The organism is Chitinimonas sp. BJB300 (genome assembly GCF_002735695.1).
Taxonomy (GTDB): domain Bacteria; phylum Pseudomonadota; class Gammaproteobacteria; order Burkholderiales; family Chitinimonadaceae; genus Chitinimonas.
In genome coordinates this window covers 14186-27342 of record NZ_PDZH01000064.1, presented here as the reverse complement: position 1 = coordinate 27342, position 13157 = coordinate 14186, and the positions used below count along the sequence as shown (strand labels likewise).

At 53.6% G+C, this 13157-nt stretch carries 12 protein-coding genes; 3 read left to right on the top strand and 9 right to left on the bottom strand.

Annotated elements, in window-relative coordinates; all coding sequences use genetic code 11:
• Positions 1-166: 166 nt before the first annotated feature.
• The 9 genes from CSQ89_RS12360 to msrB form a co-directional block, all read right to left on the bottom strand.
• A complete protein-coding gene (locus CSQ89_RS12360) occupies positions 167-508 on the bottom strand; it encodes a hypothetical protein (RefSeq protein ID WP_099406461.1) in 342 nt (113 codons plus the stop codon).
• Positions 509-605: 97 nt separating this feature from the next.
• A complete protein-coding gene (locus tag CSQ89_RS12355; RefSeq protein ID WP_139022991.1) occupies positions 606-2795 on the bottom strand; it encodes a DUF5916 domain-containing protein in 2190 nt (729 codons plus the stop codon).
• A gap of 9 nt (positions 2796-2804) precedes the next feature.
• Positions 2805-3632 carry a hypothetical protein gene (locus tag CSQ89_RS12350; RefSeq protein ID WP_099406459.1) on the bottom strand — a complete coding sequence of 276 codons (828 nt, stop codon included), beginning with the start codon at positions 3630-3632 and terminating at the stop codon, positions 2805-2807.
• A gap of 15 nt (positions 3633-3647) precedes the next feature.
• Entirely contained in the window at positions 3648-4697 is a 1050-nt protein-coding gene (locus tag CSQ89_RS12345; RefSeq protein ID WP_099406458.1) for an HEXXH motif-containing putative peptide modification protein, read from the bottom strand.
• 151 nt (positions 4698-4848) lie between these two features.
• The gene (locus tag CSQ89_RS12340; protein WP_139022992.1) at positions 4849-5103 is read right to left on the bottom strand and encodes a hypothetical protein; all 255 of its coding nucleotides are present in this window, start codon (positions 5101-5103) and stop codon (positions 4849-4851) included.
• Between the two features lie 38 nt (positions 5104-5141).
• On the bottom strand, positions 5142-5411 hold the full coding sequence (locus CSQ89_RS12335) for a hypothetical protein (RefSeq protein WP_139022993.1): 270 nt from the start codon (positions 5409-5411) through the stop codon (positions 5142-5144).
• Between the two features lie 259 nt (positions 5412-5670).
• Positions 5671-7125: an esterase-like activity of phytase family protein gene (locus tag CSQ89_RS12330; protein WP_099406455.1), complete on the bottom strand. Its 1455-nt coding sequence runs from the start codon at positions 7123-7125 to the stop codon at positions 5671-5673.
• Between the two features lie 82 nt (positions 7126-7207).
• The gene (gene rfaD, locus CSQ89_RS12325) at positions 7208-8203 is read right to left on the bottom strand and encodes an ADP-glyceromanno-heptose 6-epimerase (RefSeq protein WP_099406454.1); all 996 of its coding nucleotides are present in this window, start codon (positions 8201-8203) and stop codon (positions 7208-7210) included.
• Positions 8204-8264: 61 nt separating this feature from the next.
• On the bottom strand, positions 8265-8663 hold the full coding sequence (gene msrB, locus CSQ89_RS12320) for a peptide-methionine (R)-S-oxide reductase MsrB (RefSeq protein ID WP_308418146.1): 399 nt from the start codon (positions 8661-8663) through the stop codon (positions 8265-8267).
• A 189-nt stretch (positions 8664-8852) separates the two neighbouring features.
• Between msrB and CSQ89_RS12315 the strand changes: the two genes are divergently transcribed.
• From CSQ89_RS12315 to CSQ89_RS12305, 3 genes are all read left to right on the top strand, one after another.
• Complete coding sequence (locus CSQ89_RS12315; RefSeq protein WP_099406453.1) at positions 8853-9632, top strand: SDR family NAD(P)-dependent oxidoreductase; 780 nt, start codon at positions 8853-8855, stop codon at positions 9630-9632.
• Positions 9617-10027 carry an RNA-binding S4 domain-containing protein gene (locus CSQ89_RS12310; protein WP_099406452.1) on the top strand — a complete coding sequence of 137 codons (411 nt, stop codon included), beginning with the start codon at positions 9617-9619 and terminating at the stop codon, positions 10025-10027. Before CSQ89_RS12315 ends, CSQ89_RS12310 begins: the two co-directional genes overlap by 16 nt.
• Before the next feature lie 505 nt (positions 10028-10532).
• Positions 10533-13079: an alkaline phosphatase D family protein gene (locus CSQ89_RS12305; RefSeq protein ID WP_099406451.1), complete on the top strand. Its 2547-nt coding sequence runs from the start codon at positions 10533-10535 to the stop codon at positions 13077-13079.
• Positions 13080-13157 lie beyond the last annotated feature (78 nt).

Sequence of the window (13157 nt, the reverse complement as noted above, 5' to 3'; positions counted from 1 at the left end):
TTTACGATCCACGCTTCCTTCCCACGCTCGGTCGCCCTCACGCAGTTGCGCTTCACTTCGTTCGCTGTGATCAACTTACGGCGGGACTTCCACCCGCAGGAGTGCGCCCATGCTGGGCGCACATAAACAAAGCCGCCTTGATGGCGGCGGCTTTGCGGTGCGACGGTTAGCCACGCGGAGGCGTCGGTGGGGTCGGCTGCTGCTTCAAGACGCTGACGGCAGTTCGCCGGTCGGTTTCGTTACAGTTGCCCGTATGTGCCCCACTAACCCGGCAACTGTTCACATCCCAGTACAAGGTCATCTTTAGCGTGGGAGAAATCACTTCCATACGCAAACTACTGCCTGGTCCGAACTCTAGATCAGCGTCTCCACGCGTCTTCACTTGGCCTTGCAGATAAACCACCAACTCACGGTTGCCATCCCAATACCGGGAATGGGCCTGATCCGACTGACCACTGTAAATAGCGGGGGGCGTTGGTGTTTGTGGGGGCAGCGCTTCCATAACCATCAGTCATCTCCTTAGTATTATAAACGGGGCACTTACTCATGCCCCCTCTTGTCGTCCTACATCGTGGAAACTAAAAATTGGGTACACAACGGCATCCTCAAAAGAACCGGCCATTGCCGTCAAAACCAATATTCAACTTCATAAACCAATTGCGCTCCCTGGCCTGGAACTGATTCAACGGGCTTTGCTCCAGATCTCTTCCGCTGGCCACTCCCATATAAAGCGTCGAGATTTGGGAAGGACGCCAGCTATACATCAGCTGCCAATCGCGCGCCTGCTCCTTGGCCGGTCGATTGGGATTGCTATACCGCGCCAATTCCCGATCCACCTGCCAATCCCGCACAATCGCACGCAGATAGCTACGTTCATTCAAGAAGAAGTAGCTGCGCAAATCCAAGGCGCGCTCGGTAAAAGTGGTTTCGCCATTGTTTGCCAAACGCGTACCCGAAGCGCTGAATTCAAACCGCAGTGCGTTGCTGGGCATCCAGCTATTGCTCAACTTCAGGAGGCGCTGCCTCGCTTGGCGGACGTTATCGCGGTCGATTTCACCGCTGAACACACCATGCAATGAGAGCTTCAGACTATCTATCGGTGTGGCATCCAATGCCCACTCAATGCCGCTCCGATTGAACATCTGCCCCCGATAACGCCCCGCCCGACTCATCAACCATGCAGTAGCCTGGGTTTGTCCTTGCCCGCTGCCAGATATCGCCAGTTGCGCCACCCTGTCCTGTAGCTCACCGTTCAAATCATGGCGAACCCAATAATCCGTCTCTAAACCAGCGCGGTATAGGAAAGCATTGTCGTCAAACAAGAAATCGCGCCGGACAAAACCATTCAGTTTGCGGAAATTGATGCGGGGCATATAACCAAGATCAGCACGAAAACCCGGGCTCACCTGTTGCCTGTCGACACTTGCCGACCAATCACCCTCGCGGTAGCCCAACCGGAAAAAACTCGCAAAGCCATTGCTGCGTGTGCCGTTTGGGTCATCGGTAGTGGAACTCAACACGCTGCTATCGAGTTTGAATCGAGCATTCAGCTGCGCGCTGCCGTCCACTCCCACCACATGGTTTTGATAGCCCGATGATTGCCGCCCCAACACACTGACTGCCACCTGACCAATGCTATCGAATTGATGCCGATACCGTAGGGCTAGGTTGTCACTGTCCAACTTCGTGCCATCGGTAGCCCGGTACTCGGTCAGGTTCGAACCACTCAACCCTGACAACACCAATGTTGTCTGCGTATCACGTGCATACAACATCGCCATATCGCCGCCGACAAAACTGAATCGGCCAAAGACTGCAGCGTCTGGTGCACCAATATTGCGCGAGTAAAACGGCCGCTGAAATTGCAGGAATGAGTTACTCGCATCTACAAAAAACGGCCGCTGCTCGGGGTTGTCGAAGACATCGGCGCTGTTGTTGCTCAACCGCGTACTATCAGACTCCACCTGCGAGAAATCGGGCTTCAAAGCCAGTGCCAAACTCGCACCGCGCAGTGGACGCCAAGTCAGGTCTAGCCCCACATTGCCATCGCGCTTCTTCGGCATCGCCACGCCGTCCTCAGTACGGTAACTGCCCGTTTCCAACCAAGACACCGCCCCTTCAAACTCACTGAGCGTCAATTGCCGCTCAAGCTGCATATCCACCGGGTCGAACCGGCACACCATACAAGGCCGTGATCGATCCATCTTCTGGCTGGCCAGTACATAGTTCGCTTCCCGCGGCAGGGTACGGCGAAAATCAAATGCCCACTTCTGTTGCTTGTCTGCTGCCAAAGGCAATTGCGTCAGCGGTATGCCCATCTCTACTGAATAGCCATCCACCTCTTTCCGCGTCTCAGATTGCCAACGTGCATTCCAAGCCGAATCCTCTTCCTGGCGGGCTTCGTTCCAATGCGAGTCCATCTGCACACCAGCCGCCGACACCCAAAACAGAAACGCTTCGTTACCACCCACACCAGCAGGAGAAATCAATACCCCCACCGCATCATCACCCTGGATATTGTCGCGCTCCCTAATCCTGGCCCGTATCTTATCCGCCTCCCCCTCTTTGGCGTAAAAACGCACCCATAAGGTGTTATCCGCCACGACGTAATGCACAGTGGTATCACGCTGGGCCGGCACATTGTCGCCGGGCTCGATTTCATAGCCGAGCTTTACCTCGCGCGCATCAGCCCAGTTCACCGATGAATGAGACCACGCTGTACCACATAACACGGCGGAGACTGCACCAAACCAGAAAGGTATCTCCCAATTACCCGCCGTTATTCTCTTTATCACTACATAACCTTAATCTAAATATTTTCGGACTACCGTAGCGACGGCATCGTCCAGGCTTTGCGATGGGATATCAAGCCGGATAACATGGCTATGTGCCGCAAAACAGACACTGTCGCCATCGATAAAATATAAAATCTCGCCAAATTCACTACCAAAAGCCTGAGCAATAAAAATGCTGTAAGCTTCAAGCCGTTGTTGCAATTCGCTTTCTAATGCCGTCGAGAAAAAAACTTTTTCACCAACGATGACTGCAACCAGCGGTTGGCCAGCAGGCCGATCGACAACAAACGTATGCCAAAGGCTTTGCGGTGGGGTATTGGGCTTCCAGGTACGGAAATCAAATACCGACTTATAAATAGGCGCTTTAAAGTCATCAATTTCCGGCGCGACACTGCCAAAAGCATATTGATATTTTGGTACGAGGCAAGCGGGCACAATGGCTTGTACTCTTTGCCATTGTAAGTACAGTGGCAAATAATCCCCGCACAATCCATACATGCCCGCCTTGGCACTGGCCTGCGGAATATTATTAATATGGCTGCGTAATACATCTTCCAATTCAGTTTGCAGAATACGGGTATTTTCTTTACTTTGCGTCAATGTTTTAGCATTGATCAGGGCGCGGTTAAGACAAACCTTTGCATTCAACATTGGCTGCTGCCAGTTCGTGTCATTGAAATTCAAATTACAGCAGCCATCTTCACCCAACTCCAGATAAGCCTTTTCAACCACATCGGCCATATCCAGCGTTGCGATGTTGGCATTCCCTTCGCTAAGCCGGCTCAGCGAAGCACTAATAACATCACCACTATCCCGAGAAGTCAGTGCAATAAGCATGATACCTCCTAATTATTAAACAAGGACCAAAGCCGTATTTGATGAATAAACATTGCGTACATCAACACTCATTTTCCGATAGAGCGCAAACACCCAGCTTGGCGAGTCACCAATTAATTTCAAACATTTGTCCAATTCCGCCACCCGGAATCCGCGGGCACATTTAGCAATTAGCTCCGCAGCCTCTGTACGCAATTGCGGGTCATCGCTACTCGCATACAATAATCGATAGAAATGGAACAAACCAAAATAGATAAATACGGCATGCGTAAACGCGTTATAAGGAATAGGGTTTCCTGTCCAGGGTGAAACCGGCCGCATCATTGCGGTTTGCTCATAACCAACAAAACTCCCTTGCCGGTTCTCATACATCGCAAGGAAGTTATGCAATGACTCATGAATCAGCGCATCAGCCAGATCAACCACACGTGTTTTTGGCAGATGAGGGTTGAGTAGACGTATTTCCCCGATATCCCGTGGGTCAGTCTCTGCCGCAGTTACATCGCCTTCTGTGCAGCGAATGCGGATTGCCCGTGTCACGCTGCGTATCATTGCACCCGCAGTGCCGGCTACCTTATTAACCATCGCCATTGCTGCATGCAGCTTTTCCAATGTCAGTGCGCGGTCGGCGTCGCTCATTTGGCCGGGAGGGCGGCACAGTACGCTGCTTTCAGCTTCAATACGGCGGCAATGCACACTATCAAAATCTATTTCAATTTCACCACCTAGCAGATATTCAGGCGAAATCGTCCTTGTTTGTAATTCACTGGCATGGGCAAAATAGGCGCGCAATGTTTCCTTGCAATCGTCCAACCCCAATGTACTACCTGACAACGAAAAAATCCGGCAGAGGTGAGGGGCAAGCAGGGCCTTATTCAATGCTTGTTCGGTCAGCCCTGCAGGCATCAGCACAGGGTTATCCTGCGATGTATCGCTTTGAACAATCCAGCTGGCCTCTTTCAACCAGTGGGTCAATTGCAATACATGCTCATCCAGAATATCGCAAGCAAATGGCGGTGTATTTGTCGGCCATTGCAACAAGTAATAAATTTGAGTAGTGCTCATGGCAAGCCCCTGCGTCTATTTAATTGCACGTGAATTACGGATACGATTTTTCAATTGTTCTGATGGTCGGAATGGTGATCAAATTCAATACATCTTCTTCGAACACCATACCGAGCCACATAGACTCAACGCACTCGATTACTGACTAAAATCAGGCGTCAAAACCGTTGTCATTACTGATACCCAACAACACACCGGTTTGTGTCGCAGCAGCCAAAATATTTTGTTGTTGCTGCTGTTGCTGCTGTTGTTGCTGAGCACGCGCCAGCTTTACATCGCTAAAATCAACAATGGCTTCAATTTTGGCAATATGTGAGCCTGCCTTGATATCGTGGGCAGCCATTGCAGGGGTAGCGCTCATTACAGCAGCAGCTAATAGGGCGGACAGAGTCATTTCTTTTTTCATGATTTACTTTCTTATATGATTAGTCTGGTTATTTAAAATTAAGCATCAAAACCGTTGTCATTGCTGGTACCCAACAAAACACCTGCTTGTGACGCAGCAGCCAAAATATTTTGTTGCTGTTGTTGTTGCTGCTGTTGTTGCTGAGCGCGAGCCAGCTTTACATCGCTATAATCAGCAATGGCTTCAATCTTGGCAATATGCGAACCGGCTTTCATCTCGTTAGCCGCCATTGCAGGGGCAGCGCTCATTACAGCAGCAGCCAATAGAGCGGACAGGGTCATTTCTTTGTTCATGATTTTCTCTTCCATTTAAGTTGGCCTTATTGGCCGGGGTTATTTAGCTATTTAACGTTGGCGTCTTGTCGCTTTCGTTAGGACAGATTATTCCCATAACGACGCATCGCAACCAGCTGTTAACTCTTACAGGCGCAAATAGGAAATCAGGACGAATGCCGATGAATACAGGCTAGTGGGGTGGCTTACTTCAAGATTAAAAAAAAAGCCCCGCCAAAGGCGGGGCAAGTAAGTCTCACACTCTAAAACATCAGGCTGGTACAGACACCAACCCTTAATTAACTGCAAAAAAATCCTTAAGCGGCTTTCGTAGTTGGATGATCCACAACTGGGTAGCGGGCTCCGAACCCGGGCCGATTTGGAATTTTACATCGGTCAGCCTGACCTTACTATCGAGCAACACACCTTCCTTATCAACAAAATAGGCTTCAGGGTCATCCTCCACCCCATTCATACGGGCTTTCACACCAAAATCATTGTCACTGATCACTGCCAGTTCATTGGCCTCCGCCAGCTTACCCGCCTTGCCAACAATCGCCAGCCCTTCGGACTTCTCTGGCTTCCAGCCCAGTTCACGTAAATCGAAAAGAGGTATCTTCCTGGCCATTCTCAACCCGGCAGAGACATTTGTTGCAATCGCATCACTATTCTTGACCAAGGCCAAGTCATTGGCGTAGCCATACTCCAGGGCTTTACCATTGGCCAGCGTCAAGCCCGTCAGATCCTGTGCCGCACTGATATCAACGAGGTAGACCACGTTACGCAGCTGTTTGTTCCGGGCCTTACCCTGTTCAATCAACAAAAAATGCGTTTCATCGATGGCGACCAGGTCGCCAATCTTGGCATTACCCTTTTTTTTGTAGACGGGGCCATCATGCGGATAAGCAAACATCTGGGTTGCACCGCTCTTGGGGTCCAGCGTCACGATACGTAAAAACTGGGCGGTCCCCTTTGTTTCGTTATTGATATCGAGCGTACTTTGCATGATCGCCACCACCTTACCCCCAGGCGTGACGGCAATGCCTTCAAATCCACGGTTGGGCTGACGTTGGGCCAATATCTCGGGTAGTCCCATGCCAGGAGAGTACCGCTGCGTCACCTCGCCAGACTGACTGTTCACCTTTGCAATAAAAGGCCCGTATTCATCTGAAATCCAAAGATTGCCCGCTTTGTCGAAGTCGATTCCTTCCGGGTCCAGACCAAGGCTGTCAAACCGCAGCGGCTTCAAATCATCGCCTAATGGAATTTCCCCGGAAAACCCACTGCTGCCCGGGCCGGTAGGCCGCCCGCTGATAGCCTTGCCGTTTTGCTTGAGTGCGATGCTCGACACCAGCTTGGCTGACCCCGTCCGCTGCACATTGATGAACCCAACGCGAGGCGCAAAGTCCGGGGTCAGGAAAACCTTGGACGCCAGGACTTTTTCGCCGGCTTTGATCAAAGGGGCATCGGTATTCGGGCCACGATCGGTTACCGCCAAGAAGTTCAGGGATGCATCCTTGCCATAATCCTGAAAGCGCAAGCCTGAGCCATAAGAAGGCGGCAGGCCTTGCGGAAATTTGTCGCCGAACCTGCCGGAGTAGGCAAGGTACTCTGCAGGCGGTATCTGCAGTACATAGCGCGCCACCCCCATCACATTGGCATGCTCGGAAGGCTGCATCTCAGCAGCATCCACCCTAGTTATCGCCATGCCAAAAGCTGCAAGGACGGCAGCAACAAGACAAGCTGGCATGGACACTTCCTTTTTTAAACAGATGGTTTGACAAGGCAGCAGACCTTACCGATGACATGCGATGCGCCGAAGACAACGGCAATCAGCGTTGAGCATACAGCCAGTCGATATAACGGCTGACGCCCTCTTCCACGGTCAGGAAAGCATGGTCATAGCCTGTCGCGCGCAGCTTGGTGATATTCGCCTCGGTATAGCTTTGGTATTTACCGACCAGCGCTTGCGGGAAGGGGATGTATTCGATGATGCCTTGGGACACCAGTTCCGGCAGTGATAACGGCGACTTGCCCTCTTGGCGGCGACAGGCATTCACATTGGCTGCGGCGAGTTCGTTAAAGCTCTGCGCCTTTCCCGTGCCTAGGTTGAAGATACCCGATTGCTTGGGATGATCCAGAAAGTGCAGATTAACCCGCACCACGTCTTCCACCGAGATGAAATCCCGGCGCTGCTCGCCATCGGCATAGCCATCACAACCGGCAAACAGTTTCACCTTGCCGTGCTCGCGATACTGATGAAAGTGATGGTATGCCACCGAAGCCATACGGGCTTTATGTTCTTCGCGTTGGCCGTAAACATTGAAGTACCGCAACCCCACCACCTGCGCAGTCAACTCGTCCCAACGACGGCGAACAATCTGGTCGAACAGGAATTTGGAGTAGCCGTAGACATTCAGCGGCCCTTCGCTTGCGCGCGACTCGTGGAACACCTTGCCGGCACCATACACCGACGCACTGGAAGCGTAGATGAACGGGATTTCCTCGATCTGGCAATAATCGAGCAAAGCCAAAGAATACTGATAGTTGTTGTCCATCATGTACTGGCCATCCTGCTCCATCGTGTCGGAACATGCACCCTGGTGCAACACAGCCTGGATATCACCATCAAAATCACCGGCATCAAGCTGCTCGATAAAATCGGATTTATCGATGTAATGCGTGATCTCGCAATCAACCAGATTCTTGAACTTTTCCCCCTTTTTCAAATTGTCGACCGCGATGATGTCGCTGATCCCGCGCGCATTCAGCGCCTTCACGAGATTCGAGCCGATAAATCCGGCCGCGCCGGTAACCACGATATACATGAGGAGTCCTTGAAGAATCGATTTAGCTGCGATTTTAACGTTGGATAACCAATTGCGCCGCTTACTTTGCCTTGGCATCCAGGTTGATAGAAGCTGAATTCACGCAATAACGCAGTCCGTCAGGGCCAGGGCCGTCGGGAAATACATGGCCCAGATGCGCATCGCAAACGGCGCAGAGAATCTCGGTGCGTACCATGCCGTGGGCCGTATCCTGCCGCTCGTTCACTACCCCGGGCAACGCTTGCCAAAAGCTGGGCCAGCCACAGCCTGCATCAAACTTGGTATCCGAAACAAACAACGGCGTACCGCAACAGATGCAGTTATAGGTGCCTGGCGTGGTGGTATCCCAATAGATGCCACTGAATGGGGGCTCGGTATGCGCATGCCGGGTAACACGGTATTGCGTTTCACTCAGCTGGGCACGCCAGTCTGCGTCGGTTTTGATAACTTTTTTCATCATGCGTTCTACTTTCCTTTTACATAAATAAGATGGTGGGGCCGAACCGGGCCTATCTAAACACTTTGTGCTTCAAGCGGTTGCTTGCAAGAGCGTCGGGCAGATCAAAAGCCCAAAACCACCGCGTGTTAAACTGCACTCCGGATTTTTTACCGCTTCTCCACTTTGTCGTACTTCATGGGAAACCCTGACATGCAGCCCTGGCAAAATTTCAATGCCCCCGCCGATTACCTGAAAGACCGCGTCATTCTGGTGACCGGGGCCGGCCAAGGCTTAGGCGAAGCAGCAGCGATGGCCTTCGCCGCCCATGGCGCCACAGTGGTTTTGGTCGGCCGCAATGAGAAGAAACTCGGCAAAGTCTACGACGCCATCGAGGCTGCCGGTAGCCCGCGGCCGGCAGCCATCCCCCTGGATATGGCCAAGATGACTGACCAGGACTGCGTCAACCTCGCTAACCTCATCTGGAAGGAATTCGATCGACTGGACGGTATTGTCCATTGTGCCAACGGATTCAACCATCTCTCACCGCTGGTCAATCAGAAGTTGGAGGAGTGGGTGGATATGTACCGCGTCAACGTGGCAGCCCCGTTTGCCATCAACCGCAGCTGTCTGCCTTTGCTCAAACGCGCTGAAGATGCCAGCATCGTCTTCGTAGGCGAACAGCATGCCTTCGATGCCAAAGCCTATTGGGGTGGCTTTGCCGCCAGCCGGGCAGGTCAGGCGGCACTGGCCGCCATTTCGGCAGATGAATGGGACAAAGCGCCTATGCCACGCGTCAACCTGCTGGTACCCGGTCCCGTGCGTACACCTTTCCGCACCAAAACCCACCCCGCTGAAAACATGGATGCGCTGCCTTTGCCCGTCGATATGACACCCGCCTTCCTATGGCTCATTGGTTCGGCCAGCAGCGCTACACGTGGCGAGACGTTACGCTTCAATCCCGATCAGGGCGGCGAATGGACGAACAACTAAGACCCATCAACCCGATAAGGTTGGATAAATGGCTATGGGCTGCGCGCTTCTTCAAGACACGCAGCCTTGCCAGCACATCCATCGACGCCGGCCATGTCCACCTCAATGACGAACGTGCCAAACCGGCACGCAATGTAAAAGTGGGCGACAGGCTGCGTATTCTCAGCCCAAGCGGTGAGTTTATCGTAACCATTTTAAAGCTGGACGACCGCCGCGGCCCCGCCAGTGAGGCCCATCTGCTTTACACCGAAACGGACGCCAGCCAGCAGGCGCGCGAAGCAAGAAGGCAGGCCCAGAAACTCGCGCCGGTGTTCAACCACCCCGATATACGTGGCCGCCCAACCAAAAAATGGCGACGCCAACTGCATTACTTCGAACGCAAGCAAGATGAATAAATCCAGGCCGCGCTAAGCGGCTTTTTAGAACCTGTCTAAAGTCTCGCGAGCTAAGACAAGCTAAGGCCGAAACAGTTGAGGAAGCGGAGTTTACATAGCGTAAATGAGCATTCCGAGGGTATTTTCAACGCCATATTGCCGACGCGCAGCAGACTTTAGACAGGTTCTTACATGGCATAACGCCTGTACCCCACGCCTCGCGGTTATTCATATCCGCCGTCAACCCCCTACCCTCCGCTGTCTGATTTGCACAACAGCTGGAAAAAGCCAAGCCACTTGTCTACGGGCTGATATCCAGCCCAGTAAAGACAACCTACAGGCCCGGCAAACAGGGGCACTCGCCCCGTCCTCGCAACACCTCTATTCAACACAAAGACAACACTTGAAATGCGCCTGACATGGCAAAAAGGTAGAGTTGGCGCAAGCGCAGCAAAAGCATGCGCTTGACTGACATGGCGCCAACCAGGCGGCATTGGTCACCAAAAAAATATGAGAGAGACAAGGCATGGATAGAAGACAGTTTTTAAAGGCGGGTGGCTTTATCACGGCCTCGGTAGCCGGCCTGGGCTTGTTTGGCTGTAACAGCAGCAGTGACAATGCCACCACAAGCCCAGAGGCCGCCAGAGGTGAGGACTGGCAGTTCCCACAAAGCATCGCCTCGGGTGACCCCCGCCCCGACGGCATCATGCTCTGGACCCGAGTTATACTCGCCAATACAGACCCGGTTGCCAGCAACAACCAAGCTGATTTCTCGATACGCCTGCAAATCAGCGAGGCAGACCACACCGCAGCACTAGGCGGCAAAACGGCGCTTGCCGGCGGACTGGTGCTCGACACCACCCTGCCCGTCTTTGCGGAATTCGACCATACCGTTCGCCACAAGGTAACGGGGTTGGCGCCGGGTAAAACCTATTACTACCAGTTCATTGCGGGTGATTCCGTTTCCAATGTCGGCCGCTTCAAAACCGCGCCTGCAAAAGATGCCGATATAGATCAACTCAAGTTCGCCTTCCTCAGCTGCCAGGATTGGAGCATCAATCACTGGGGGGCCTACGCGCATATCGCAGCCAACGACAATCTGGACTTCATCGTCCACCTTGGCGATTACATCTATGAGACCGTGGGTGAAGCATTCCAACTTGGGGCCGTAGAAAGCCGGCACGATGCGCTGCAATTGCCCGATGGCACATTCAAGGAGGGCGCCAGCGGAGCCAAATACGCCACCTCCCTGGCCGATTACCGCTACCTGTACAAGAAATACCGCACTGATAGCCGCTTGCAAGCCGTGCACGAGCGCTTTGCATTTATTGCGGTATGGGATGACCACGAATTCAGCGACGACTGCTGGAACGATGCCCAAACCTACAGCAATGGCGTTGCCAGCGTTGCTGGTGGCGACAATGAACACCAGCCAAACCGCCGCCGTAGTGCCAGCCGGGCCTGGTATGAATTCATGCCGGCCGACATCTACTTCAGCAGCAGCCAGGACGAGGGCATCTTCAATATCCGCATTTATCGCGAGCTGCAATTCGGCAAGCTGGCCCATCTGGTCATGACCGATGAACGCCTGTACCGCAGCGACCACCTTATTCCCGAAGCCAGCATCAACCCTGCTACAGGCACCGCACTTGGCCGTATTGGCAGCCGCTATCTCGTGCCGCAAGACACACTGAGCCTCGTCGAAACCCTGAAGATGGCCAGTGGCCGAGCACAAGGTGATGAACTGGCGCATGTTTCCATTCTGGGCAAAACCCAGCGCGACTGGTGGAAAAAGACCATGCAAGGCTCACCCGCCACCTGGAAGCTGTGGGGCAACGAGGTTACGTTGCTCAGGATGGGGGTTGATGGTAATCAGGCGATTGCGATGCTGGTTGCGCTCAATGTCATCCCGACAATGGCAGACAATATCGCCACGACGGCCACGACCATAGGCGGCAATCAGGTTGTTGCCGCCGCCATTGTCGCCGCGGTCGCGGCTGGCGCGAACAATACGATTGCAGCAGCAGGGGCTGTCACCATTGCAACAGCCGACGCCACAAGCAGTGACAAGCACGCCGCTGCTATCGGTGCGGGACTTAGCGCGCAGCAGGCAGGCTTGGCGGTCGGCGTATTCGATGTCGTAAAAACTGCTGCGAGCGCCGGGGCAACCGCCGCACAACAGCAGCAGGCCGGTGCATTGCGTATTGCCGAAGGACTGACCGGCCAGACGGGTGCCAATGCCGTTTTCGCCGCCATCCAGGCAGACATTGTCGCCAAGAAACAAGCCTCTGCTTTTGTGCCTGCCGGCATGCGAACCAGCCTGACTCCTTTCTTCACCAAGTTCTTGCTCAATGCCGACCAGTGGGATGGCTTCAATGCCGAACGCAAGGCGCTGATGACACACCTGAGCAGCAACCACATCCAGAATGTGGTGGCGCTGACGGGTGATATCCACGCCTTCTATGTTGGCGCAGTGCACAACGACTACGATGCCGGCAGCGCCAGTGTGCCTGTCATGGTGGATCTGGTCACCGCAGGGGTGAGCTCGGATTCGTTCTTCAACTATTTGAAGGACGCTGTCTCCGGTGTTTCGAGCAGCCTGGCCACTTTGGTGTTCTATCCACTCAGCGTGCCTGTCGCCGGCCTGGGTACGCTAACGCTTAACATGAACCTGCTGGACCATACCCTGCGCAAAAGCACCGTCACCGCCGCCACTCTGGCGGAAAGCCTACGTGTGTCATTGCGCAGTGCCTTGGGTGGCAAGGGCGTGCCCGAAGCACAGCTCGACGCCACCACGACCATGGTACTGACTGGCTTGCAAGCCGACGCCGGATTCACCAGCCAGCTTCTACCACTGGCCCAAGCGTTGGCAAGTCTGAACAGCAATCCCTGGTTGAAGCTGGCCAATACCGATGCACAGGGCTACGCCGTGGTAACCCTCACACCCAGCACGCTGACCTGTGAGTTCAGGCAGGTCAACAAACTGGTCGGCACCAGCGCACCAAGCACCATCGTCGCCAACACAGTCGTGGCGACGGTGCAAAAGGATGTTGCGGCTGTCACACTGAGTTAGACACACTATTTCAAGTGATAGCGGCCCCGCCCCGTGCGGGGCTTTTGCTTGCCAAAGCAGCGGCGTAGACTGCGCGAC